The organism is Streptomyces agglomeratus, assembly GCF_001746415.1.
Taxonomy (GTDB): Bacteria; Actinomycetota; Actinomycetes; order Streptomycetales; family Streptomycetaceae; genus Streptomyces; species Streptomyces agglomeratus.
On record NZ_MEHJ01000001.1, the window covers coordinates 2021847 to 2047085 of the forward strand.

Below are 25239 nucleotides of genomic sequence, written 5' to 3' on the forward strand. Positions count from 1 at the left end.
CCCCGGCGGGGTGCGGCCCTTCGGCGTCCTGCGGTGAGGACTAGTTGCGGATCAGCGACCGCAGCACGTACTGGAGGATGCCGCCGTTGCGGTAGTAGTCCGCCTCGCCGGGCGTGTCGATGCGCAGCTTCGCGTCGAACTCGACCGTCTCGCCGGCCGGGCTGACGGCCTTGACCTTCAGCGTGTCCGGGATGCCGCCGTCATTCAGACCGGTGACGCCGGTGATCTCGAAGGTCTCCTCGCCGGTCAGACCCAGCGCGGCCGCCGAGGCGCCCACCGGGTACTGGAGCGGAAGGACGCCCATGCCGATGAGGTTCGAGCGGTGGATGCGCTCGTACGACTCGGCGATGACGGCCTTGACGCCGAGCAGCGCGGTGCCCTTGGCCGCCCAGTCGCGGGACGAGCCCGAGCCGTACTCCTTGCCCGCCAGGATGACCAGCGGGACGCCGGCGGCCTGGTAGTTCTGCGAGGCGTCGTAGATGTACGACACCGGGGCGTCGGGCTGGGTGAAGTCGCGGGTGAAGCCGCCTTCCGTACGCGGCGCGATCTGGTTGCGCAGGCGGATGTTGGCGAACGTGCCGCGGATCATGACCTCGTGGTTGCCACGGCGCGAGCCGTAGGAGTTGAAGTCACGGCGCTCGACGCCGTGCTCCGTGAGGTACTGGCCGGCCGGGGTGTCGGCCTTGATGGCGCCGGCCGGGGAGATGTGGTCGGTGGTGACCGAGTCCCCCAGCTTGGCGAGGACGCGGGCGCCGGAGATGTCGGCGACCGGGGTCGTCTCCATCGTCATGCCCTCGAAGTACGGGGGCTTCCTGACGTACGTCGACTCGTTGTCCCACTCGAAGGTGTTGCCGGTGGGGATCTCCAGCGCCTGCCACTGGGCGTCGCCCGCGAAGACGTCGGAGTAGGACTTGTTGAACATATCCTCGCCGATGGAGTTGGCGACGACGTCGTTGACCTCGGCCTCGGTGGGCCAGATGTCCGCGAGGTAGACCGGCTTGCCGTCCTGGTCGATGCCCAGGGCGTCCTTGGTGATGTCCACCTTCATGGAGCCCGCGATGGCGTACGCGACGACCAGCGGCGGGGAGGCCAGGTAGTTCATCTTCACGTCGGGGTTGATGCGGCCCTCGAAGTTGCGGTTGCCCGAGAGGACGGACGTGACCGCGAGGTCGTTGTCGTTGACCGCCTTCGAGACCTCTTCGGGCAGCGGGCCCGAGTTGCCGATGCAGGTGGTGCAGCCGTAGCCGACGAGGTTGAAGCCGACCTTGTCGAGGTACGGGGTCAGGCCCGCCTTGTCGAAGTAGTCGGTGACGACCTTCGAGCCCGGGGCGAGGGTGGTCTTGACCCACGGCTTGCGGGTCAGGCCCTTCTCGACCGCCTTCTTGGCCACGAGCGCCGCGGCGACCATGACGTACGGGTTCGAGGTGTTGGTGCAGGAGGTGATCGCGGCGACGGTGACGGCGCCGTGGTCGATCTCGTACGTCGAACCGTCGGCGGCCGTGACCAGGGTCGGCCGGGTCGGTACGCCGTTGTGCTCGGCCGGGGAGTCGGAGGCCGGGAAGGACTCCTTGCCCGCCTCCTCGTCGTCCGAGACGTAGTTGCGGACGTCCAGGGCGAACTGCTGGGCGGCGTTGGCGAGGACGATACGGTCCTGCGGACGCTTCGGGCCGGCGATCGACGGGACGACCGTCGACAGGTCGAGCTCCAGCTTCTCGGAGAAGTCGGGCTCGGCGGCCGGGTCGAGCCAGAGGCCCTGCTCCTTGGCGTACGCCTCGACGAGCGCGACCTGCTGCGCGTCGCGGCCGGTCAGGCGCAGGTACTTCAGCGTCTCGTCGTCGATCGGGAAGATCGCGGCGGTGGAGCCGAACTCCGGCGACATGTTGCCGATGGTGGCGCGGTTCGCGAGCGAGGTGGCGGCGACGCCCTCACCGTAGAACTCGACGAACTTGCCGACGACGCCGTGCTTGCGCAGCATCTCGGTGATCGTGAGGACCAGGTCGGTGGCGGTGGTGCCGGCCGGCAGCTCGCCGGTCAGCTTGAAGCCGACGACGCGCGGGATGAGCATGGAGACCGGCTGGCCGAGCATCGCGGCCTCGGCCTCGATGCCGCCGACGCCCCAGCCCAGCACGCCGAGGCCGTTGACCATCGTGGTGTGCGAGTCGGTGCCGACGAGGGTGTCGGGGTACGCCTGGCCGTTACGGACCATGACGGTGCGGGCCAGGTGCTCGATGTTGACCTGGTGGACGATGCCGGTGCCCGGGGGGACGACCTTGAACTCGTCGAAGGCGGTCTGGCCCCAGCGCAGGAACTGGTAGCGCTCCTTGTTGCGGCCGTACTCCAGCTCGACGTTCTGCTGGAAGGCGCCGGCGGTGCCGAACTTGTCGGCGATGACGGAGTGGTCGATGACCAGCTCGGCCGGGGCCAGCGGGTTGATCTTCGCCGGGTCGCCGCCGAGCTCCTTGACGGCCTCGCGCATGGTGGCGAGGTCGACGACACAGGGCACGCCGGTGAAGTCCTGCATGATCACGCGGGCGGGCGTGAACTGGATCTCCTGGCTGGGCTGCGCCTGGGAGTCCCAGCCGCCGATCGCCCGGATGTGGTCGGCGGTGATGTTCGCGCCGTCCTCGGTGCGGAGCAGGTTCTCCAGCAGCACCTTCAGGCTGTAAGGGAGGCGAGCGGAGCCCTCGACCTTGTCCAGCTTGAAGATCTCGTACGACTCGTCGCCCACGCGCAGCGTGCTGCGGGCGTCGAAGCTGTTCGCCGACACGACAGTCTCCTTCTTCAATGTGCGCGTTTCTACCGCATCCTGCCGCCACGACCCCCTGGCCATCCGCTAAGGTAAGACTTAGTTAGGTCACCCTTACCGGTCGGCGGCTCCGGTACGCCTTCGGCAGATATCTCGATGTCGAGATAACTCTAGTACATGACCGCGATTCGGTCATGCCCGGACCGCCGCCGCGCCGCGCCATGGACTCCCCCCGGAATGCGGCATCTCATATCTGAGATAACCTGCCGCTATGGCAGACGACTACCTCGTACGCATCGGCAAGCTCATCCGTGACGCCCGTCAGCACCGGGGCTGGACACAGACTCAACTCGCCGAGGCGCTGGGCACCAGCCAGAGTGCCGTGAACCGCATCGAACGCGGCAACCAGAACATCAGCCTTGAGATGATCGCCCGCATCGGCGAGGCTCTGGACAGTGAAATCGTCTCGTTGGGGTACGCGGGACCGATGCATCTGCGTGTGGTGGGCGGACGGCGGCTTTCCGGCTCGATCGACGTGAAGACGAGCAAGAACGCGTGCGTGGCGCTGCTTTGCGCCTCGCTGCTCAACAAGGGCCGCACCGTACTGAGGCGCGTCGCGCGCATCGAGGAGGTCTACCGCCTGCTGGAGGTGCTCAACTCCATCGGCGTACGCACCCGTTGGATCAACGACGGCAAGGACCTGGAGATCGTCCCGCCCGCGCGGCTCGACATGGACTCCATGGACGCGGAGGCGGCGCGCCGCACCCGCAGCATCATCATGTTCCTCGGCCCCCTGCTCCACCGCATGGACCACTTCAAACTGCCGTACGCGGGCGGCTGCGACCTCGGCACGCGCACCATCGAGCCGCACATGATCGCGCTCCGGCGCTTCGGTCTGGACATCACCGCGACCGAGGGCATCTACCACGCGGTGGTGGAGCCGTCGGCGGGGCCGGACCGTCCGATCGTGCTGACCGAGCGCGGCGACACGGTGACCGAGAACGCGCTGCTCGCGGCCGCTCGCCACGACGGCGTGAGCGTCATCCGCAACGCCTCGTCCAACTACATGGTCCAGGACCTGTGCTTCTTCCTGGAGGCCCTCGGCGTACGGGTCGACGGCGTCGGCACGACCACGCTGACCGTGCACGGCGTACCGAACATCGACGTGGACGTCGACTACTCGCCGTCCGAGGACCCGGTCGAGGCGATGAGCCTGCTCGCGGCGGCCGTCGTGACGGGCTCCGAGCTGACGATCCGCCGGGTCCCGATCGAGTTCCTGGAGATCGAGCTCGCCGTACTGGAGGAGATGGGCCTCGACCACGACCGCAGCGGCGAGTACGAGGCGGACAACGGGCGCACCCGGCTGGTGGACCTGACCGTACGGCCCTCCAAGCTGGAAGCGCCGATCGACAAGATCCACCCGATGCCGTTCCCCGGGCTGAACATCGACAACGTGCCCTTCTTCGCGGCGATCGCGGCCGTCGCCCAGGGCCAGACCCTGATCCACGACTGGGTCTACGACAACCGCGCGATCTACCTGACGGACCTCAACCGCCTCGGCGGCCGCCTGCAACTGCTGGACCCCCATCGCGTGCTGGTGGAGGGCCCGACCCGGTGGCGCGCGGCCGAGATGATGTGCCCGCCGGCGCTGCGGCCCGCCGTGGTCGTCCTGCTGGCGATGATGGCGGCCGAGGGCACGTCCGTACTGCGCAACGTCTATGTCATCAACCGGGGCTACGAGGACCTGGCGGAGCGCCTCAACTCGGTGGGCGCGCAGATCGAGATCTTCCGCGACATCTGAACAGGGAACCTGCCGCGCCGCCCCCGCGTCTGTCCACTCTGTCACGGCGGGGTGGGCGAAGATCCGCCTTTCACCCTTCCGTAAGCTGATTCCGTCGGGAGGCTGTGGGGACAGCGAGCCGACAATGTGAACTTCTTGGGGGGGAACGATGTCGGCTACGGCGGTTGGGTGTGTCGTCGTGTATAGGGCTGCGGTGATCTCGTATGGGTAAGCGGGGCAAGCCGGCCGAGCGCGGCAGGCGGGGGCGTCCGGCGGATCACGGGGGGCGGTGCGGGCCGGGCGCGGCCCGCACCGCGCCCTGGTTGCGGCCTGGGCGCTGGTGACCGGGTGGGTCACGTCCCGGACGCTGCCGTCCTGGGTGCCGGCCGACCGGGTGCAGGCGTTCCTGCGGCGCGTACGGCCGCACTACCCGCGTCCGGGCCGGACGGGCTACCACCGCTGGATACCGTCCTGGCGGCAGGTGCTGGGCGCCGTGCTGGTGAGTACCGGACTCATGACGACCGGTTTGGCGGTGGCCTACTGGCGTACGGACATACCCGCGGACCTGAACTCCTTCGCCACCCAGCAGGACAATATCTACTACTGGGCCGACGGTTCGAAAATGGCACGGACCGGCTGGGTGAGCCGCCAGGAGATGCCGCTCGACAAGGTACCCGAGGACGTCCGCTGGGCGGTCCTGGCCGCGGAGAACGCGAGTTTCTACGAGGACCCCGGCATCTCCCCCTCCGGCATCATGCGCGCGGTCACCCGCATGGCCGGAGGCGGCGAGACGCAGGGCGGCTCCACCATCACCCAGCAGTACGTGAAGAACGCCTACCTGAGCCAGGACCAGACATTCTCCCGCAAGTTCACCGAAATGATGCTCGCGCTCAAGGTGGACAACAAATTCAGCAAGGACGAGATCCTTGAGGGATATCTCAACACCAGCTGGTTCGGCCGCGGCACCTACGGCATCCAGCGCGCCTCCCAGGCCTACTACGGCAAGGAAGCGTCCCAGCTGAACGCCAGCGAGGGCGCGTTCCTGGCGTCCCTGCTGAAGGGCGCCGGACTGTACGACCCGGAGCTCGGCGGCGGGAACCGCGCGAGGGCCGAGGAACGCTGGAAGTGGACCCTGGACCGGATGGTCGAGATCGGCCGGCTCTCACCGGCGGAGCGGGCCGAATTCACCGAGTTCCCCGAACCCACCCAGGTGACCGGCGGACGTACCGACCTGAGCGGCCAGCAGGGCTACCTCGTCGAAGTGGCCAAGTCGTACGTCACCCGCAACGGAAAGCTGTCGGACGCCGAATTCGACCTCGGCGGCCTCCAGATCTACACCACCTTCGACAAGAAGAAGACCGAGGCCCTGGACAAGTCGGTGCGCGCGGCCCGCGCCAAACTGGACCCGAAGGAGCGCAAGGCCGACACCTACGTCAGGACGGGCGCGACGACCATCGGTACCGACGGGAAGATCCTGGCCCTGTACGGCGGTCCGGGATTCCTCAAGCAGGGGTTCAACGAGTCCAACGCCGTGACGGTCCCGGCCGGCTCCGCCTTCGCCCCCTTCGTCTACGCGGCGGCGCTCACCGACGGTGTCCTGCGCGACCGTGACGGGCCGCGCCTGCCCGTCACACCCGCCAGCCTGTACAACGGCCAGCACAACGCCTCCGTGATGACTCCCGAGGGCCCCTACTGGGACCGCAACGGCAAGATCGTGAAGGGCAAGAACGACGGCGGCAAGTCGTGGGGCAGCAGCATCAGCCTGGACACGGCGATGGTGAACTCCGTCAACTCGCCGTTCCTCCAGCTCGGCATGGACGTCGGCCTGGACCGGGTGCGCCACCACGCCCAGAACGCCGGTCTGCTGCCCTCCAGCCTCGGCCGGCAGGTGCCCGCCTTCTCGCTCGGCAACTCGACGCCCAGCGCCATCCGGATGGCCACGGCGTACGGCACCTTCGCCGCGGGGGGCATGCGTACGGAGCCGTACTCGGTGGTCCGGGTGACGCGTAACGGCAACGGCATCCCGCTGCCGGCCGTCCGCCCGCGGCGCGCCTTCACCGCCGAGGTGTCGCGGCAGGTGACCGAAGCCCTGAAGGGCGTCGTGGAGAGGGGCACGGGCGTGAAGGCACAGGTGCCGGGCCTGCGGCCGGCGGGCAAGACCGGGACGACGGAGGACAACAAAGCCGCCTGGTTCGTCGGGTACACCGAGCGCGAGGCCACGGCCGTCGTGCTGTACCGGATGGACCTGCGCAAGCTGGACCTGCTGCCGCTGGACGGCGTTGCCGGCTCCGACACGGAGCCCGGCAGTCCCCTTCCGGTCGACATCTGGCGGGACTACATGACGGCGGTGGCGGCGCGCCCGTGAGGGCGGCGGCGGCCCCTGCCGCCGCCCGCGGGCCGCGGGCCCGGCCGGCCGTTACTTCACCAGCGTCTTCCAGGACGGTGCCTGCCCCGGGTCCAGCGAGCGCAGCTGCTCCAGCACCCGCGGGTCCTGGACGTCCATCCAGTCGGTCAGCTCCTTGAAGGACACGCACTCGACGTCCTTGCGCGGGCACACGTCCCGCATCAGCTCCTCGACGGCCTCCATGTAGATGCCGCCGTTCCACTGCTCGAAGTGGTTGCCGATGAACAGCGGCGCCCGGCTGCCGTTGTAGACGCGGTTGAACCCGTTGCTGTAGGCGTCCTTGGTCGTCTGCTTCCAGGTGGGGTACTGGGCGGGGTCGCCGTCCGTCTTCCCCTCGGACTGGTTGTAGAGGAAGTTGAAGTCCATGGACAGCACCTGGATGTCCTTGCCCGGGTACGGCAGCAGCTGGAGCGGGAAATCCCAGATGCCGTCCTTCTTGCTCGGCCAGACCTGGAATCCGCCCGGCGAACTGGCGTCATAGCGCCAGTCGAATTCCTTGCTCGCCGGTATGAGCGTCTTCTGGCCTTCCAGGCAGGGGGCACGGCCGCCGACGAATTCCCGGTCGGGGTCGAAGGGCAGCGGCGGCATGTCGGTGAAGGCGGTGTTGCTCTTCCACTTCTTGACGAAGTCGTACGTCTGCCGGATTTCGCTCTTCCACTCCTTGACGCTCCAGTCGTCACCGCCGCCTGCGCCGCAGAAATGACCGTTGAAGTGCGAGCCGATCTCGTGGCCGTCCTTCCAGGCACCGCCCAGCTGCGTCAGCGTGGTCCTGATGTGCTCGTCGGTGGGGTACGAGATGGCGGCGGCGCCCCGGTTGTGCTGCGGCGGGTCGTACAGCTCACTCTTCGTCTTGGGTAGCAGATAGATGCCCGTGAGGAAGAACGTCATGTGGGCATCGCTCTCCTTCGCCACCTGACGGAAGTGGGAGAAGAGGTGATCGTCGCCCTCCAGCGCGCCGTCCCAGGAGAACACCACGAACTGCGGAGGCTTTTGACCCGGTTTGAGCTTCTTCGGTTTCAGCTGGCCCGGCTGCGGACCGGTGTACGACGTCGAGCCGTCGCCCAGCACCTCGACCTTGCCGTCCCACGGCTTCTCGTCCTTGCGGCGGTTGGGCCCGGCGCCCGGCCCGTCGCCCTTCGACCCGGCCACCGAGCCGTCGTCGGTGTTGCCCTTCGCCACGGCCGGGCTGTCCGAACCGCCGGTCAGCATCCTTCCGAGGAAGAACAGGACCGACACGACCACCAACGCGGACACGGACATCAGCGCAGTACGGTTGCGCTTGTGGCTGCGGGCTCGTCGGCGGCCGCGGGTACTTCGGGTCATTGGTGTGGCTTCTCTCGGCGCGAGGGAAAGACATGCTTTCATCCAGCATGACGATATGAATATAGAACGCGCGATCGTCCCTCTTCGCGCCCGTCCGGATTCCGAGTTGTGAAGACCCGCGCGCGGGCCCGCCGCCGCCCTCCGCCCGCACCCCTTGTTTGATCATGGATTCGAGAAGGCCGCAGACGGGGCGCGGGCCGAGCCGCCCGGCTCCGGGCCCAGCCCCCGCGCGGAGGTTCCTGCGCCGGTGAGCGCGCGGGGGACGTACTCACAAGTAGCCTCGGTTGCCGACCGGCGCATCTTGTGGCGATTCTGCAACACACACAGTCTCTTCACACCCCTGTGGTTCATGCGAAGATTCCGTCCCCCGATCCATGCGTTGACCGGGGTGACAAGGGGAAAGTCTTCGTGAAGAAATCGACGTTCAGGGCTACGGTCGGCGCCGTGCTGGCGGTCGCCGCCGCCGCCGTCGTACTGCCCGCCACCGCAGGCGCCTCGTGGTACGAACCGGCCGCTCCGGCCGCTTCGGGCGAGGTCGACCGCGCCACCACCGAATCCTTCGGGCGGCTCGCCGATGCCGTGCTGACGGAGCGTACGGCGGCCCTGCTGGACAGCCGGCAGACCCGGCGGTCTGCACCGCCCGCCGAGCGCAAGGCCCACCTGTCCTCCGGCCTGTTCCGGTCGGAGGGCGGCGCCTGGTCCTCGCTGCGCGACCGGAAGAAGCGGCTCCGCGACCTGGGCGAGGCGTACACCGCCGCCGACACCGATGTCACGGTGAACAGCACCAAGGTGCGTGACGGCAAGGCCGCGGTCCGGGTGACCGAGACCACCACGCTCACGTACAAGAAAATACGTGGCAACGAGCCGCGCACCACCGGCTTCCAGGCGCACCACGAACTCACCTTCGCCCAGGCGGCGGACGGCAAGTGGGCGCTGACCGGCATACGCTCCACGGACACCGGCCTGGGGGCGGTCAACGCACCGCTGAAGACGCCGATGGTCCGGACGACCGCCGACGAGGGGCTGCCGGTCGCCACCACCGCCTCCACCAAGCGGCCCTGGCGCCAGCCGGCGGCCAAGCCGACCACCAACGCCAACGGCTACGACTACGCGGCCATGGCGGCGTACACCGAGAAGCACTGGAGCAGGTACAACACCGCCTATCCGTCGTTCGACGGGGCCGGCGCCGGTGGCGACTGCACCAACTTCGTCAGCCAGGCGCTGAAGGCGGGCGGCTGGAAGCACGCCCCCGGCTCGTGGGACGACTACCGCAAGTGGTGGAGCGACCCGAAGCTCGGCAACACCCTCTCCTGGGTGGGCGTGAACGAGTGGTCCTGGTTCTCCCTGTCCAACCGGCGGACGACCAATCTCTCCAATGTCTGGGAGATGGGCGTCGGTGACGTTCTCCAGGTGGACTTCAACCGGGACGGGTCGAAGGACCACACCATGATGGTCTCCTACCGGGACCGTTGGGGCACGCCGTACCTGACGTACCACTCCAACAACACGTACCGGAAGTCGGTGGCGAGCATCGTCGCGTCGTACCCGAACGCGAACTACTACGCCTACCGCACCTGACCGATCGTGCGTCCCGCGCCCGCGGCCGGCAGGCCGGGGGGCGGGCACCCGGGTCCGTCGAGCGTCCGCGGGCGCTCGACGGACCCGGTGGTGCGGGCTCCAACCTGCCGGTGCCGCCCGGTGTCCGGCGCGGAATTGCGGTTACCCGTACGCCATGGCACCGATCTGGCAGCGACATCACGGCAGTACGCGACACGAGCACGACCGGCACGCCCACTCCCGCGAGGGGGGCGGTGCCGAGCCCGGCGACGGAGCGGGGCCGGATCCGCGAGTGGAGCGGGACGCACCGGACCAGCCCACCGACATGCGCAAGAAGTCGTGGTGGGCGGTGCTCAGGCGCACGGTGGCGGAGTTCAAGGACGACGAACTGTCCGACCGCGCGGCCGGCCTGACGTACTACGGCGTACTGTCCCTCTTCCCCGCCCTGCTGGTGCTCGTCTCCCTGCTGGGCATCGCCGGTGAATCGGCCACCAAGAGCATCCTGGACAACCTCAGGCGGATGACCCCGGGTTCGGCCCGGGACGTCATCTCCGGTGCGGTGGAGCAGTTGCAGGGCAACGGCGGCACCGGCTCGGTGCTGGCGATCGCCGGTCTGCTGGGCGCGCTGTGGTCGGCGTCCGGCTATGTGGCCGCGTTCATCCGCGCCTCCAACGCCGTGTACGACATGCCGGAGGGACGGCCGGTGTGGAAGGTGCTGCCGGTACGGGTGGGCGTCACGCTGGTGCTGATGGTCATGGCCTGCGTCAGCGCGCTCATCGTGGTGTTCACCGGGGGCCTCGCGCGGCAACTGGGCGCGGCGCTCGGAATCGGGAGCTCCGCCCTGACGGTGTGGTCCATCGCCAAGTGGCCCGTCCTGGTCCTCCTCGTCACCGTCATGGTCGCGATCCTGTACTGGGCCTCGCCCAACGCCAAGGGACGCGGCTTCAAATGGGTCACGCCCGGCAGTTTCCTCGCGCTGGTCATCTGGATGATCGCCTCGGGCGGCTTCGCGCTCTACGGAACTTCGGTTCGTACAACAAGACGTACGGCACCCTCGCCGGCGTGATCGTCTTCCTCGTCTGGCTGTGGCTCACCAACCTGGCGATCCTGCTCGGCCTGGAGTTCGACGCGGAAATGGCCAGGGAGCGCGCCATCATCGGCGGCCACCCCGCGGACGAGGAGCCGTACGTGCAGCCGCGTGACACCCGGACGTGGACCGATGAGGACCGCAGGGAGATGGGCGGCACCCCGTAGCCGCCGGTGGCCGGTGGCGCGGGGCGGGCACCGCGCACCTCCGGTCGCCGCGGCGCAGCATGGCCCGGCAACGCCCGGGTACGCGGCGGGAATCCCCCGTACCGCGATACGAACGGAGAGTGAGCTGTCATGGCGGGTCAACAGCCCGGGCACATCCCCTCTTCTCCCCGCACGGCGGAGCAGCCAAGGGCAGGTACGACGACGAGTACATCCACCACTTCCCCGCCGGGCCACGGCCCCGAGTCCAAGGAGCCGGTCGGGGAGCTGGTCAAGCAGGCGTCGGAGCAGGTCTCGCAGCTGATGCGGCAGGAACTTCGCCTGGCGCGGGCCGAGATGCAGGAGAAGGGCAAGCGGTTCGGGCTGGGCGGCGGCCTGTTCGGCGGAGCCGGCGTGGTCGGCTTCCTCGCCCTGCAAGCACTCGCCGCCACCGCGATCGTGGCCCTGGACCTGCTCTGGCCCCTGTGGGCCGCGGCTCTGGCCGTCACGGTCGTGCTGGGGGCAGTGGCCGCCGGGCTCGCCGCCGGTGGCAAGAAGCAGATCGGCCGGGCCACTCCGCCGGCCCCCGAACAGGCCATCGAGAGCGTCAGGGCCGATGTGGCAGAAATCAAGGAGAGGGCACACCGATGAGCATCAACCCGCAGGACAACGGCTCCACGCCCACGCCCGGCCCGGAAGAACTGCGCGAGCAGGTGGAGGGCACTCGTGAGGAGCTCGGCCGGACGGTCGAGGCGCTGGCGGCGAAGGCCGATGTGAAGGCCCAGGTGCAGGAGAAAGCGGCGCAGGTGAGGAGTCAGGTGCAGGACAAGGCCGCCGAGGTGCTGCACCTGGCGCAGGAGAAGACGCCCGAGCCGGTACGGGAGAAGGCCGCGCAGACCAAGGAGCAGATCGTGCAGACCGCGGCCGCGGTGGCCGACAAGTTCCAGGAGAAGGCGCCGCCCCAGGTGTCCGAGAAGGCGTACGAGGTGGCGGAGAAGGCGCGTGGCAATCGCGGCCTGGTCATCGCCGGGGTGGCGGCGTCCTTCGCCGTGCTCCTCCTCGTACGGCGGGGCAGGAGGCGTTGATGAAAGCCTCCAAGATCGTCTACAAGCCTGTGGGCCTGGCGCTCGGCGCGGTCAGCGGCGCCGTGGCCGGTGGTGTCTTCAAACAGGTGTGGAAGGTCGTCGGTCACGACGAGGACGCCCCGGACGCCACCGACGCGGACCGCGGCTGGCGGGAGATCCTGCTGGCCGCCACCCTCCAGGGCGCGATCTTCGCCGCCGTGAAGGCGGCGGTCGACCGCGGCGGCGCCACCGCCGTGCACCGTCTGACCGGCACCTGGCCCGGCTGACCGGTCTCCGGGGCGGCGGGGGCCGTGGGGGCCGCTGCCGGACGAGGCCCGCCGGCGGCACCCACGCGTCAGTGGGGCCGCCGGGACCCGCATCCGGGTCCCGGCGGCCCCACTGGCGTACCGGCGTGCCCACTGGCGTACCGGCGTGCGTATCAGGTGGCGTCGTAGACCCGCAGACGGGTACGAGCGCCCTCGCGGCCGCCCGTGCTGTCCGCGCCGTCGCGGATGTGCTGGGCCCGGTCCATGGCGGACCAGCCCGTGCCTGAGTCGGCGTTCACCTGCTCCCCGGCGTCCCGGATGCCGTAGTGCGCGAACAGCGTCTGCTCGTCGGCCACGGAGAGCACGTCGCCGCCGCCGGCTCCTGCCGCCGGGGCCGTCTCGATCGCGGCCGCCGTGACCGCGAGTTCCACGTGGTCGCCGGACAGCACCGCTTCCCGCAGCGGTACGAAGACGTCACCGGGACCGGACGGTCCGCTGCGGACCCGGGCCCACTCGGGCCGGCCGGTGGTGTCGTCGAGCAGGAGGCGCTCCACATGGCCGATGTCGAGCCCTTCGGCGTCGTGGACCGGACGGCCGGTCATCGTACCGAGCTGCTCCTGGGTGATCACTGCTGCTCCTCAATGTCCTGCCGCGGCCTGTCCCTCCTCGTCTTGCCTGTCCCTCACCCGGCAAACCGGAGGCCGCTCTTCGCCGGCCGGCTTGCTTCGCCCGCCCGCCCGCGCCGGCGGCCGGCCCGGCCGCCGGTCAGGGACCGGGAAGGCCCCCGCCCTGGAGGCGTTCGAGGTCGGACGGGCGGACCTGGATGGCGAACAGCGCCACGATGGCGGCCACCACGGCGAACACCGCGGCGACGATGAACGCTGCCGAGACTCCGGCGGTGAGGATCTCGTCGCTCCACGGGGGCGGCAGCTGTCCGGTGCGTTCGAAGGTCAGCCGCTCCCTGGGGGTGGCCCGTGCCATGAAGCCCGCGATCTGGTCCTCGGACTCGTGACGGCTGGCCGTACCGAACACCGTCACCAGGATGGACAACCCCAGCGAGCCGCCCACCTGCTGGGTGACGTTGAGGAGGCCCGAAGCCGCGCCCGACTCGTGCGGCGGTACGCCCGAGACCGCCATCAGCGTCAGCGCGACGAAGTTCATGCCCATGCCGAGGCTGAAGACCAGCATGGGCCCCAGGATGCTGCCCAGGTACGTCGAGTCGATGTCCGTCAGGGTCAGCCACGACAGCCCGGCCGCCGCCAGGACCGAGCCCGTCACCATGAACGGTTTCGGACCGTACCTGGGAAGGAGCTGCGAGGCCATGGCGGCGCCCACCGCGATCACCGCGCTGACCGGCAGGAAGGCGAGACCGGCCCGCAGCGGGCTGAAGTCCAGGACGTTCTGGACGAACAGGGTGAGGAAGAAGAACATGCCGAACATCGCGGCCGCGAGGCTGAGCATGATGCCGTACGTGCCCGCCCGGTTGCGGTCGGCGAACATGTGCAACGGTGTGATGGGCTGCTTCGAGCGCCGCTCCACCAGGAAGAACGTCGCGAGCAGCACGACCGCCGCGCCGAACGACGCCAGCGTCAGACCGTCGGTCCAGCCGTCCTGCGCCGCGCGGATGAAGCCGTAGACCAGACACACCATGCCGAGGGTGGAGGTCAGAGCGCCGGTGAAGTCGAAGCGGCCGGGATGGCGCTCGGACTCCTTGATGACCCGGGGGGTGGCGACGGCGATGAGCAGCCCGATCGGCACATTGACGAAGAGCACCCAGCGCCAGTCGAGCCATTCGACGAGCATGCCGCCGGCCAGCAGGCCGATCGCGCCACCGCCCGCCGAGACCGCGGCGAAGACGCCGAAGGCCCGGTTGCGGGCCGGGCCTTCGGTGAAGGTGGTGGTGATCAGCGCGAGGGAGGTCGGCGAGGCGATGGCTCCGCCGACACCCTGGAGGGCACGCGCGGCGAGGAGCTGGCCGGAGTTCTGCGCCAGGCCGCCGAGCAGTGAGGCCAGGACGAAGAGAAGGACGCCGAAGATGAAGACCCTTCGGCGTCCGAGGATGTCACCGGCGCGGCCGCCGAGGAGCAGCAGACCGCCGAATGTGAGTGTGTAGGCGTTGACCACCCACGAGAGGCTCGTCGTGGAGAATTCGAGATCGCTCTGGATCTGCGGCAGCGCGATGTTCACGATGGTGATGTCGAGCACCACCATCAGCTGGCACGAGGCGATGACCAGCAGCGCCAGGCCGTTCTTGCCACCCTGGCCGGAAGCGGCTCCCGCTTGCGCTGGCGTCGGTTGTGAGGTCGTCATGGCACCTGGCCCTCACGGCAGGGGCAGTGGGCGGTTTTGCCCACCACTCGACCGTAAGCCCGGCCCCTGAGGGTCACCAGTCGATCAGCCGCGCCCCTCGGGGGCGCGGCAGGCGGGTGGTCAGGGGCGCAGGAGGCGGGCGGTCAGCGCCTCGCGGGCCGCCGGCCATTCATCGGCGAGCATCGAGTAGACCACGGTGTCGCGCACGGTTCCGTCCGGCCTGGTGCGATGGCTGCGCAGTACACCTTCGTGCCGCGCGCCGAGCCGTTCGATGGCGCGCTGCGAGCGCTCGTTGAGGTGGTCGGTGTGCCAGGTGACGCGCCGCGCGCCGAGGGCGTCGAAGGCCCGGCCGAGGAGCAGCAGCTTGGCCTCGGTGTTGATGCCGGTGCGGTGGAAGCGGCTGCCGAGCCAGGTCGAGCCGATGGCGATGCCCCGGTGGGCGGGCTCTATCTCGTAGTACGAAGTGGAACCGGCGACCTCTCCGGTGGCGACGTCGATCTGCGCGAACGCGACACTGTCCCCACCCTCCTGCTTCGCCAGCAGCTCCTCGACGATCCCGCGCATCCCGGCGGCGTCGGCCGGCTGCTCATGGGACAGCCAGGTCCACACGGAGGGGTCCTTCAGCGCTTCGAAGAGGCCCTCGGCGTGATCGGCGCTCAACGGTTCCAGACGTACGAAACGGCCGGTGAGCGTGGGGCGTTCGTACCAGGCACTGCTCATCGGGGATCCTCATTCCCGGCCATATACACGGCCAAATCCATAGGTAGCGCCCATCGCGCTTGCGTTCGAGGGTGGTGCACATGGTGGGATGAGCCGATGCGACCCCCCACACGCATAGCCTCACATTCCCCCAATCCCTACGACGAACTGGCCCTGCTCGCACCGCCGGAGCCGGACTACGAGCACCTCCCCGACGACGTCGGCAAGGACGACCCGCTCGGTCTCGGACCCGGTATCGGCATCAGCTCGGGTCCCGGTCCCGCACCGGACGACGAAGGCCGGGCCGATGACGACGAAGACGAGTGGAAGCCGCCCAACCACCGGGGCAAAAGCCGGCTCGCGGCTGTCCCCGTCGTACTGAAACTGGCCGTCACCGGCCTCGTCTGCGCCTGCCTCCTGCTGACCAGCGACCGCTTGGCCGTGCTGTACGCGCAGGACAAGGCCGAGGAGAAACTCCAGCAGTCCCTCGGGCTCGCCGCCGCGCCCGAGGTCGAGATCCACGGCTTCCCCTTCCTCACCCAGGTCATGAGCCGGCGGCTCGACGAGGTCGACGTCACCGTTCCGGACGTGGCCGCCGACCGGGTCTCCCTCGCCCAGGTGCGGGCGACCGCCAAGGACATCCGCGTCGTCGGCGATCTCCCGGCGTCGGTCCGGGGCGCCGTCGTCGGCAAGGTGGACGGCGACGTACTGCTGTCCTTCGACGACCTGAGCCGCGAACTGGGCGCCTCGCAGGCGAAGTTCACCAAGGACGGCGCCGGCCGGGTGCGGGTGACGGGCTCCCTGCCCGTCGCGGGCCGGGAAGTGCGCGTACGGGCCGAGGCGCACGTACGCCGCGACGGCGACCGGGCGGTCTCGACCACCGTCGACCGCATGCGGCTCGACATCCCCGGCCTCGTCACCTACCGGCCGGGCAAGGACCGCGCGCGCTCCGGCCTGACGCTGCACCCCGAGGCCGCCGCCCGGATCAGCCGCGAGGCGGCACACATCAAGGCGCTGCTGGCGGTTCCGGCGGTCGCGGAGCGGCTGGGTGTACGGGACGCGTGGGTCGAGCGGGCGCTGCGCAGCGAGAGGGCGCTGCACGAACTCACCGGCTCCCCACGCTTCGTACAGAGCCTGATGAAGCTCAACCTCGTCGACGTGGTGATGGACCACCCCTGGCTGCTGGAGAAGGCCGGCATCGACCCCGGGCTGGTCGGCGCGCTGCTCGCCCTGCGGCCGCCGGAGCTGTCCGACCGGCTCTCGCTGAACTTCCGGCTGCCGAGTACGCCGGGCGGGCTCCGGCTGCGCGCCATCAGCGTGGAACGCGAGGGAATCAGGGCCGACCTGTCGGGTACGGGGCTGACTCTCGGGTCCTCCTGATCAGGTCCTCAGGGAGCGAGGGGCCTGTCGCGGGCCCCGGTCAGGGCAGTACGGCCACACCGTCCAGCTCGACCAGGGCCTGCTCGTCCCACAGGCGCACCACGCCGATGACCGCCATGGCGGGGTAGTCGCGGCCCGCCAGCCGGCTCCAGACGCGGCCCAGTTCCGGGGCGTGGGCGCGGTAGTCGGCGACATCGGTGGCGTAGACGGTGACGCGGGCAAGGTCGGCGGGGGCGCCCCCGGCGGCGTGCAGCGCCGTGAGCAGGTTGCCGAGCGCCTTTTCGAACTGGGCGGGCAGCGTGTCCCCGACCACCTTGCCGTCCGTGTCGAGCGCGGTCTGGCCCGCCAGGAAGACCAGCTGGGAACCGGTGGCGGTGACCGCGTGCGAGAAGCCGGAGGGAGGCGAGAGTTCCGCCGGGTTGAGCCGGTCGACGCGGTGCGGCCGGGGCGGGTGTGACGGGTGCTCGGGGTGGTGCGTGGTCATCGGTACAGCTCCTTCGCGATGATCGTGCGCTGGACCTCGGTCGCACCCTCGTAGATACGCGGCGCCCGCACTTCCCGGTAGAGGTGTTCGAGCAGGTGGCCGCGCTGGAGGGCGCGGGCCCCGTGCAACTGGACGGCGGCGTCGACGACGTACTGGGCGGTCTCGGTGGCGAAGAGCTTGGCCATGGCGGCGCGCCTCGGGACGCCGGGCGCGCCCGCGTCGTAGGCCGAGGCGGCGGCGTACACGAGCAGCCGGGCGGCCTCGGTGCGGGTCGCCATCTCGGCGACCTGGTGGGCCACCGCCTGGAGGTCCTTGAGCAGCCCGCCGAAGGCGGTGCGGTTCGCGGTGTGCTCGACGGCCGCGTCGAGGGCGGCCTGCGCCATGCCGACGGCGAAGGCGCCGACGCTGGGGCGGAAGAGGTTGAGGGTGTCCATGGCGACGCGGAAGCCGCGGTCCACCTCCCCGATGACATCCGCGCGGGTGACGGGTACGCCGTCGAAGGCGAGGGCGCCGATGGCGTGCGGCGAGAGCATGTCGAGCGCCGTGCCGGTCAGGCCGGGGCGGCCGGCGGGGACCAGGAAGGCGGTCACGCCGCGGGCCCCCGCGCCCTCGGTGGTCAGGGCGAAGACGGTGTAGAAGTCCGCCTCCGGCGCGTTGGAGATCCAGAGCTTCTCACCGGACAGGCGCCATCCGTCACCCTCCGGTACGGTCGAGAGCGAGAGCGCCGCGGCGTCCGATCCCGCGCCCGGCTCACTGAGGGCGAACGCCGCGATCGCCCGCCCCGCGGTCACTTCGGGCAGCCAGCGCTCCCGCTGGCCGTCCGTGCCCCACCTGGCCACGGGACTGGCCCCGAGTCCCTGGAGTGCGAGCGCGGTCTCGGCCTCGGTGCAGGCACGTGCGAGGGATTCCCGCATCAGGCAGAGGTCGAGGGCCCCTGAGTCGAACAGCCTTGCCAGCAGGCCGTGTTCGCCGAGGGCGGCGACCAACGGGCGGTTCACCCGTCCCGGTTCCCCCTTCTCGGCGAGAGGGCGCAAATGGTTCGCGGCCAGGGTGCGAAGCCGCTCGCACCACTCCTGCTGCTGAGGTTCCAGTGCGAACTGCGGCATGTCCTCGCCTCACTCTTATCGCGAACCGTTGACTGTCGTCACCCAAACGATACGCTCATGGGGCGACAAGGGGGCGATCCCGTCATGGAGCTGAAGACCTCAGCGCACATCGATACCTTTCCCCGCGACCAGCTTCCGCCCGCGCATCAGTGGCCGCAGCTGCTCTTCGACCGTCCGGAGCTGCGCTATCCCGACCGCCTCAACTGCGGGGTGGAGCTCCTGGACCGTACGGTCGAACGCCTCGGTCCGGACCGGCCCGTCTTCCGCACCGCCGCCGGCGAGGTCTGGACGTACGGCGAACTGCTCGGCCACGTCGACCGGATCGCGCACGTCCTCACCACCGACCTGGGCGTCGTGCCCGGCAACCGCGTCCTGCTGCGCGGCCCCACCACACCGTGGCTGGCGGCCTGCTGGCTCGCGGTGATGAAGGCGGGCGCGGTGGCGGTGACGGTGCTGGCGCAGCAGCGGGCGTCCGAGCTGGCGACCATGTGCGAGATCGCCCGGGTCGGCCACGCCCTGTGCGATGTACGGGCGGTCGACGACCTGGTGAAGGCCGAGGTGCCGGGGCTGCGCGTCACGGCGTACGGCGGCGACGCGCCCGACGACCTGCTGCGCGCGGCGGCCGGCAAGCCGTCGCGGTACACCGCCGTGCGGACGTCCGCCGACGACGTCGCGCTGATCGCCTTCACGTCGGGGACGACGGGGCGGCCCAAGGGCTGCATGCACTTCCACCGGGACGTGCTGGCCGTCGCCGACACCTTCTCGCGCCATGTGCTCAGGCCCCGCGCCGACGACGTCTTCGCGGGCAGTCCGCCGCTCGGATTCACCTTCGGGCTCGGCGGTCTGGTGATCTTCCCGATGCGGGCGGGCGCGTCGGCGCTGCTGCTGGAACAGGCGGGGCCGAAGCAGTTGCTGCCCGCTCTGGCCGAGCACCGGGTGTCGGTGCTGTTCACGGCCCCGACGGCGTACCGGGCGATGCTGGAGGGGCTCGACGGGCACGACCTGAGCGCCCTGCGGCGCTGTGTGTCGGCCGGCGAGAACCTGCCCGCCGCGACCTGGCGGGCCTGGCACGAGCGCACCGGCGTGCGCATCATCAACGGCATCGGCGCGACCGAGCTGCTGCACATCTTCCTCTCGGCGGCGGACGAGGCGGCCCGGCCGGGTACGACGGGCGTGCCCGTGCCCGGGTGGGAGGCGCGGGTGGTGGACGCGTCGGGCGCTCCGGTGCCCGACGGCGAGCCGGGGTTTCTGGCGGTGCGCGGACCCGTCGGCTGCCGCTACCTCGCCGACGACCGCCAGACCGAGTACGCGCGGGGCGGCTGGAACCTGACCGGCGACACGTACGTCCGCGAGCCGGACGGCTACTTCCGGTACGTGGCCCGCGCGGACGACATGATCATTTCGGCCGGGTACAACATCGCGGGCCCCGAGGTCGAGGACGCGCTGCTGCGCCATCCGGACGTGGTGGAGGCGGCGGTCGTGGGGCGGACCGACGAGCGGCGCGGTCAGGTCGTGGTGGCGTACGTCGTCCTGGGCGACGGGGTGGCCGCGGGCGACGCGACCGTGGCGCGGCTGCGCGACTTCGTCAAGGCGGAGCTGGCGCCGTACAAGTGCCCGCGCGAGATCGTCTTCCTGGACGCCCTCCCCCGTACGCCGACCGGCAAGCTCCAGCGCTTCCGGCTGCGGGCGGCCGCGGAGTGACAGCCGTAGAGTGATCACGTGGCCGAGCAGCACACCCCCCGTTCCCTGATCGTCTCCCTCTACGGCGCGTACGGACGCACTCCCGGCGGAGGCGGGGAGCCCATGCCGGTCGCCGAGCTCATCCGGCTGCTGGCCGCCGTCGGAGTCGACGCGCCGTCGGTGCGCTCGTCGGTCTCCCGGCTGAAGCGGCGGGGCCTGCTCGTCGCCGCCCGTACGCCGGAGGGCGCCGCCGGGTACGCCCTGTCCGCCGACGCCCACCAGCTCCTCGACGACGGCGACCGGCGGATCTACGAGCATCCCGCGCCGGAGCTGTCCGAGGGCTGGGTGCTGGCCGTCTTCTCGGTCCCCGAGAGCGAGCGCGCCAAGCGGCACGTCCTGCGCTCCCGCCTCACCCGCCTGGGCTTCGGGTCGGCGGCGCCGGGGGTGTGGATCGCGCCCGCGCGGCTGTACGAGGAGACGCGCCACACCATGGAGCGCCTCCAGCTCTCGCCGTACGTCGACCTGTTCCGCGGGGAGCACCTCGGCTTCGCGGCGACGGAGGAGGCGGTCGCGCGCTGGTGGGACCTGACGGCGATCGCCAAGCAGCACGAGCAGTTCCTGGACCTGCACGAGCCGGTGCTGCGCGGGTGGGTGGCGCGGGGTGACGAAGCCCCTGCGCCGGAACACGCCTACCGGGACTACCTCCTGGCACTGGATTCCTGGCGCCGCCTTCCGTACGCCGACCCGGGCCTGCCGGCCGAGCTGCTGCCGGCGGACTGGCCGGGGGTGCGCTCGGCGAAGGTGTTCGCCGGGCTGCACGCGCGGCTGCGGGACGCGGGGGCGGAGTTCGTGCGTGGCGGCGGCCAGGGGCGCGGCGGCGATTCGGGGCGTACCGGCGGTCAGGGGCGCGGTGGCGATCACGGGCGCGGCGGAGACGACGGGCGCGGCGATCCGAAAACCGGGTGACGGGCGCGGGTGCCGCCGGACAGCATGGGGCATGGCCTGGACATTCACTGAGGACCTCGACGCGTACCTGGCCGCGGCGGGCGCCGCCGTCGCCGCGCGGCCCGTGGATAACACGCTGCTGCTGACCGTCGCCGGAACACTGCGGCGGCGTGGAAGCGACGCGTACGGCGAAGGCACCCCCCGGTACGGATGGTGGCGCGGCGCGTCCGGCCGCGTGGACGGCGCGCTGCTGTGGACACCGCCGCACGCGGTGCTGGTCGGGACCGTGCCCGCGGAGGCGGTGGCGCCGCTGGCGGAGGCGTGCCTGGGGCTGGGCGGCCCGGCGGTCAGCGCGGAGCGGGGGACCGCGCGGGCGCTGGCGGCGCGGTGGCGGCGTGCGGGCGCGGAGGTCACCACCGTGCTGGAGCAGCGCCTGTACCGGCTCGGGGAGCCGGCCCCGCCGGACCCCGCACCGCCGGGGCGCGCGCGGGTGGCGGCCGTGGCCGACCGTGAGTTGCTGGTGGAGTGGGTGGACGGCTTCCGCCGGGAGGCCGGCCATCCCCGGCCCGGCGCCGGACGGGCGGTGGACGACCGTCTCGCCTACGGCGGCCTGACTCTGTGGGAGGACGACGGGGTCCCGGTGTCCATGGCGGGCGTCTCGCGGCCCGCGGCGGGGACGGTGCGGGTGGCGCCGGTCTACACGCCGCCGCGGTGGCGGAGGCGCGGGTACGCGGCGGCGGTCACGTCGGCGGTGAGCCTGGACGCGCGGAGTGCGGGGGCGGGTGAGGTGCTGCTCTTCACGGACCTCGCGAACCCGACGAGCAACGGTGTGTACCGGCGCATCGGCTACCGCCCGGTGGCGGACCGGGTGGAGATCGCGCCGGTGCGGTAGCGCGATGCGGTGCGGCGTGCCTGTCGCTGGGCGCGCCTGCGTGTCGGTGCCTGTCGCCGGGCGCGCCCGGCGACAGGCAGGCGCGCCCGGCGGACGGTCGCCGCGCGGCGCGTCCGGGCCGCCCGTCGCGGCGCCCTCACCCCAGGCTCAGCCTCGGCTTCGGCGCGTCCGTCCGCCCCGTCGGCGGCGTACGGCTGCCCGCGCGGTACGGGAGGGGCCAGGGCGCACCGGGGCCCGAGTAGCCCTGCTCGGCCGCCGCGTGCAGCGTCCAGTGCGGGTCGTACAGGTGCGGCCGGGCGAGCGCGCACAGGTCCGCACGCCCCGCCAGCAGGAGCGAGTTCACGTCGTCCCAGGAGGAGATCGCGCCGACGGCGATCACCGGCAGCCCCAGCGCGTTGCGGATACGGTCCGCGTACGGCGTCTGGTACGAGCGCCCGTACTCCGGCGACTCGTCCGGCACGACCTGCCCGGTCGACACGTCGATCGCGTCCGCCCCGCGCGCGGCGAACGCGCGCGCGATCTCGACGGCGTCCTGTGCCGTCGTACCGCCCCGCGCCCAGTCGGTGGCGGAGATCCGGACGGTCATCGGCCTGTCCTGCGGCCAGACACCGCGTACCGCGTCGAAGACCTCCAGGGGGAACCGCAGGCGCCCCGCGAGGGAACCGCCGTACGCGTCCGTCCGTCGGTTGGTGAGTGGGGAGAGGAAGCCGGACAGCAAGTAGCCGTGCGCGCAGTGCAGTTCGAGCAGGTCGAAACCGGACTCGGCCGCCCGCCTCGCCGCCGACGTGAACTCCTCACGGACGCGCGCGAGCCCGTCCATGTCCAGCTCGCGCGGGACCTGGTTGATTCCGGGCCGGTACGGCAGCGCGGACGCGGCCGCGACGGGCCAGTTGCCGTCGTCCAGCGGCTGGTCGATGCCCTCCCACATCAGCCGCGTCGAGCCCTTGCGACCCGAGTGGCCGAGCTGCACGCCGACCGCCGTACCGGGCGACTCGCGGTGTACGAAATCGGTGACCCGGCGCCATGCCGTTGCCTGCTCGGTGGTGTAGAGGCCGGCGCAGCCCGGCGTGATGCGGCCCTCCGGGCTGACGCACACCATCTCGGTCATGACCAGGCCCGCTCCCCCGAGGGCCCGTGCGCCCAGGTGCACGAGGTGGAAGTCGCCGGGTACGCCGTCGACCGCCGAGTACATGTCCATGGGCGAGACGACGACCCGGTTGCGCAGGGTCAGACCGCGCAGCCGGAGGGGCGTGAACATCGGCGGCGTACCGGGCGGGCAGCCGAAGTCCTCCTCGACGGCGCCCGTGAAGCCGGGGTCGCGCAGCCGCAGATTGTCGTGGGTGACGCGGCGGCTGCGCGTGAGCAGGTTGAAGGCGAACTGCCGTGGCGGCTGGTCCAGATACGTGCTCAGCTCCTCGAACCAGCGCAGGCTGGCGGCGGCGGCGCGCTGGGTGGAAGCGACGACCGGGCGACGCTCGGCCTCGTACGCGGCGAGGGCGGCCGGCAGGTCGGGCTGCTCCTCGACGCACGCGGCCAGTGCCAGGGCGTCCTCGACCGCGAGCTTGGTGCCCGAGCCGATGGAGAAGTGGGCGGTGTGGGCGGCGTCACCGAGCAGGACCGTACGGCCGTGGCTCCACCGGTCGTTGACGACGGTGCGGAAGGCGGTCCAGGAGGAGTTGTTGCCGCGCAGGGGCCGGTCGCCGAGCGCCTCGGTGAAGACCTTGGCGCAGTGTTCGGCGGAGGCCGCCTCGTCGCAGCGGTCGAGACCTGCGGCGCGCCAGACCTCCTCGCGCATTTCGACGATGACGGTCGACGCGTTCTTGGCGTAGGGGTAGCCGTGGAGCTGCATGACGCCGTGTGCGGTCTCCGCGATCTCGAAGCGGAAGGCGTCGAAGGCGAAGTCGGCGGCGAGCCAGATGTAGCGGCAGCGGTGGGTGGTGAGGCGCGGGCCGAAGACATCGGCGTGCGCCTGACGGGTCGGGCTGTGCACGCCGTCCGCCGCGACGACCAGGTCGTACGCGGCCGAGAGTTCGGCGGCGGGCGGCGCCTCCTCGCGGACCCGCAGCCGCACGCCCAGCGAGCGGCACCGCTCGTGCAGGATCTCCAGGAGCCGGAGGCGGCCGAGGGCGGCGAAGCCGTGGCCACCGGAGGTCAGGGTGCGGCCGCGGTGGACGATGTCGATGTCGTCCCACCGTACGAACTCGTCCTGGAGCGCGCGGTACACGACGGGGTCGGCATGCTGGATGCCGCCCAGGGTCTCGTCGGAGAGGACGACGCCGAAGCCGAAGGTGTCGTCGGGTGCGCCCCGCTCCCAGACGGTGACGTCCCGGGCGGGATCGAGGCGTTTGAGGAGGGCGGCGGCGTAGAGCCCTCCGGGCCCGCCGCCGATCACCGCGACGCGGAGCGCTCCGGGGCCGCGGCGCGGCCCGGACGGAGCCGTGGCATCACGCCCGTCACCGGGGCGGCTCACGGTCAGCGCCCCCGCCATTTCGGGGGGCGCTTCTCGGTGAAGGCCGCGTGGAACTCGGCGTAGTCGTCGCCGTTCATCAGCAGCGCCTGCGTGGCGGCGTCCAGTTCGACGGCGGCGGCGAGCGGCATGTCGAGTTCGGCGGTGAGCAGCGCTTTCGTCTGGGCGTACGCCAGCGCCGGACCGTCGGCGAGCCGGCGGGCCAGTTCCGCGGCGCGGACGTCGGCCCGGCCCTCGTCCGTCATCTCGCTGATGAGGCCGATGCGTTCGGCTTCGGGGGCGCGCACGGGGTCCCCGAGCATCAGCAGCCTGGTCGCGTGCCCGAGCCCGACGACCCGTGGCAGCAGATACGCCGCTCCCATGTCACCGCCCGAGAGGCCGACCTTGGTGAAGAGGAAGGCGAAGCGGGCGGAGGGGTCGGCGATGCGGAAGTCGGCGGCGAGGGCGAGGACGGCCCCCGCGCCGGCGGCCACACCGTGCACGGCGGCGATCACCGGGAAGGGGCACTCGCGCAGCGCCCGGACGACCTGCCCGGTCATCCGGTTGAAGTCGAGGAGCTGGGCGGTGTCCATGGCGAGCGTGGCGCCGATGATCTCGTCGACGTCGCCGCCCGAGCAGAAGCCGCGGCCCTCGCCGCCGAGGACCAGGGCGCGCACGGAGCGCTCCCGGGCCAGTTCGGCGAGGAGGTCGCGCAGATCGGCGTACGCGCCGAAGGTGAGCGCGTTGAGTTTTTCCGGCCGGGCGAGGGTGACGGTGGCGACGCCGTCCTCGACGGTCAGCCGCAGGTGGTGCCAGTGCTGAGTGCGCGGTGCTGAGCTGGGAAAGGGGCTCATCGGGGCGGGGCCTCCTACAGCCGTGCGGCCGGTGCCTGCCACTCGAAGGTATCACTCCTGCGTAACTGTCGTC

19 protein-coding genes and 1 pseudogene are annotated in these 25239 nt (G+C 71.0%); 11 read left to right on the forward strand and 9 right to left on the reverse strand.

Translation table 11 applies throughout. The features are described from left to right. Positions 1-40: 40 nt before the first annotated feature. Complete coding sequence (acnA, locus tag AS594_RS08540; RefSeq protein WP_069933204.1) at positions 41-2767, reverse strand: aconitate hydratase AcnA; 2727 nt, start codon at positions 2765-2767, stop codon at positions 41-43. 250 nt (positions 2768-3017) lie between these two features. On the opposite strand from acnA, the gene AS594_RS08545 reads away from it, so the two are divergent. Together AS594_RS08545 and AS594_RS08550 are read left to right on the forward strand one after the other, a co-directional pair. Continuing rightward, positions 3018-4547 (forward strand): helix-turn-helix domain-containing protein, encoded by a 1530-nt coding sequence (locus AS594_RS08545; protein ID WP_069926404.1) that lies wholly within the window; start codon positions 3018-3020, stop codon positions 4545-4547. A 493-nt stretch (positions 4548-5040) separates the two neighbouring features. Continuing rightward, positions 5041-6891: a transglycosylase domain-containing protein gene (locus AS594_RS08550; RefSeq protein WP_420877889.1), complete on the forward strand. Its 1851-nt coding sequence runs from the start codon at positions 5041-5043 to the stop codon at positions 6889-6891. Between the two features lie 51 nt (positions 6892-6942). Here the strand turns inward: AS594_RS08550 and AS594_RS08555 are convergent, their stop codons facing one another. Continuing rightward, positions 6943-8253 carry a polysaccharide deacetylase family protein gene (locus tag AS594_RS08555; protein ID WP_069926405.1) on the reverse strand — a complete coding sequence of 437 codons (1311 nt, stop codon included), beginning with the start codon at positions 8251-8253 and terminating at the stop codon, positions 6943-6945. 408 nt (positions 8254-8661) lie between these two features. On the opposite strand from AS594_RS08555, the gene AS594_RS08560 reads away from it, so the two are divergent. From AS594_RS08560 to AS594_RS08580, 5 genes and pseudogenes are all read left to right on the forward strand, one after another. Continuing rightward, the gene (locus AS594_RS08560; RefSeq protein ID WP_240508967.1) at positions 8662-9831 is read left to right on the forward strand and encodes an amidase domain-containing protein; all 1170 of its coding nucleotides are present in this window, start codon (positions 8662-8664) and stop codon (positions 9829-9831) included. Positions 9832-9985: 154 nt separating this feature from the next. Then, positions 9986-11064 (forward strand): annotated as a pseudogene (locus AS594_RS08565) (YihY/virulence factor BrkB family protein). 129 nt (positions 11065-11193) lie between these two features. Further along, a complete protein-coding gene (locus AS594_RS08570; RefSeq protein ID WP_079144725.1) occupies positions 11194-11691 on the forward strand; it encodes a phage holin family protein in 498 nt (165 codons plus the stop codon). After that, complete coding sequence (locus AS594_RS08575; protein ID WP_069926407.1) at positions 11688-12125, forward strand: DUF3618 domain-containing protein; 438 nt, start codon at positions 11688-11690, stop codon at positions 12123-12125. The genes AS594_RS08570 and AS594_RS08575 overlap by 4 nt, the downstream gene beginning before the upstream one ends. After that, positions 12125-12391: a DUF4235 domain-containing protein gene (locus tag AS594_RS08580; protein WP_069926408.1), complete on the forward strand. Its 267-nt coding sequence runs from the start codon at positions 12125-12127 to the stop codon at positions 12389-12391. The genes AS594_RS08575 and AS594_RS08580 overlap by 1 nt, the downstream gene beginning before the upstream one ends. 152 nt (positions 12392-12543) lie before the next feature. Here AS594_RS08580 and AS594_RS08585 read toward each other — a convergent pair whose 3' ends face one another. The 3 genes from AS594_RS08585 to AS594_RS08595 all read right to left on the reverse strand — a co-directional run bounded on the left by AS594_RS08585 (position 12544) and on the right by AS594_RS08595 (position 15400). Further along, positions 12544-12999 (reverse strand): PRC-barrel domain-containing protein, encoded by a 456-nt coding sequence (locus AS594_RS08585; protein ID WP_069926409.1) that lies wholly within the window; start codon positions 12997-12999, stop codon positions 12544-12546. Positions 13000-13135: 136 nt separating this feature from the next. Beyond that, positions 13136-14680: an MFS transporter gene (locus tag AS594_RS08590; protein WP_079144724.1), complete on the reverse strand. Its 1545-nt coding sequence runs from the start codon at positions 14678-14680 to the stop codon at positions 13136-13138. 120 nt (positions 14681-14800) lie between these two features. Next, the gene (locus AS594_RS08595) at positions 14801-15400 is read right to left on the reverse strand and encodes a GNAT family N-acetyltransferase (protein ID WP_069926410.1); all 600 of its coding nucleotides are present in this window, start codon (positions 15398-15400) and stop codon (positions 14801-14803) included. 96 nt (positions 15401-15496) lie between these two features. Here AS594_RS08595 and AS594_RS08600 point away from each other — a divergent pair, with 96 nt between their 5' ends. After that, a complete protein-coding gene (locus tag AS594_RS08600; RefSeq protein ID WP_069926411.1) occupies positions 15497-16759 on the forward strand; it encodes an LmeA family phospholipid-binding protein in 1263 nt (420 codons plus the stop codon). Between the two features lie 40 nt (positions 16760-16799). Here the strand turns inward: AS594_RS08600 and AS594_RS08605 are convergent, their stop codons facing one another. Further along, positions 16800-17243 (reverse strand): RidA family protein, encoded by a 444-nt coding sequence (locus tag AS594_RS08605; RefSeq protein WP_069926412.1) that lies wholly within the window; start codon positions 17241-17243, stop codon positions 16800-16802. Beyond that, complete coding sequence (locus tag AS594_RS08610) at positions 17240-18349, reverse strand: acyl-CoA dehydrogenase family protein (protein WP_069926413.1); 1110 nt, start codon at positions 18347-18349, stop codon at positions 17240-17242. Before AS594_RS08610 ends, AS594_RS08605 begins: the two co-directional genes overlap by 4 nt. Positions 18350-18433: 84 nt before the next feature. On the opposite strand from AS594_RS08610, the gene AS594_RS08615 reads away from it, so the two are divergent. From AS594_RS08615 to AS594_RS08625, 3 genes are read left to right on the forward strand one after another with little or no spacing between them, the layout of a single operon-like run. After that, positions 18434-20050: an AMP-binding protein gene (locus AS594_RS08615; protein ID WP_069926414.1), complete on the forward strand. Its 1617-nt coding sequence runs from the start codon at positions 18434-18436 to the stop codon at positions 20048-20050. 18 nt (positions 20051-20068) lie between these two features. Continuing rightward, positions 20069-20995 (forward strand): PaaX family transcriptional regulator, encoded by a 927-nt coding sequence (locus AS594_RS08620; protein WP_079144723.1) that lies wholly within the window; start codon positions 20069-20071, stop codon positions 20993-20995. A 31-nt stretch (positions 20996-21026) separates the two neighbouring features. Further along, a complete protein-coding gene (locus AS594_RS08625) occupies positions 21027-21866 on the forward strand; it encodes a GNAT family N-acetyltransferase (protein ID WP_069933203.1) in 840 nt (279 codons plus the stop codon). A gap of 136 nt (positions 21867-22002) precedes the next feature. Here AS594_RS08625 and AS594_RS08630 read toward each other — a convergent pair whose 3' ends face one another. Both AS594_RS08630 and AS594_RS08635 read right to left on the reverse strand, forming a co-directional pair. Further along, positions 22003-24354: a bifunctional salicylyl-CoA 5-hydroxylase/oxidoreductase gene (locus tag AS594_RS08630; protein ID WP_079148252.1), complete on the reverse strand. Its 2352-nt coding sequence runs from the start codon at positions 24352-24354 to the stop codon at positions 22003-22005. Continuing rightward, positions 24339-25166: an enoyl-CoA hydratase family protein gene (locus AS594_RS08635; protein ID WP_069926415.1), complete on the reverse strand. Its 828-nt coding sequence runs from the start codon at positions 25164-25166 to the stop codon at positions 24339-24341. The genes AS594_RS08630 and AS594_RS08635 overlap by 16 nt, the downstream gene beginning before the upstream one ends. Positions 25167-25239: the final 73 nt, after the last annotated feature.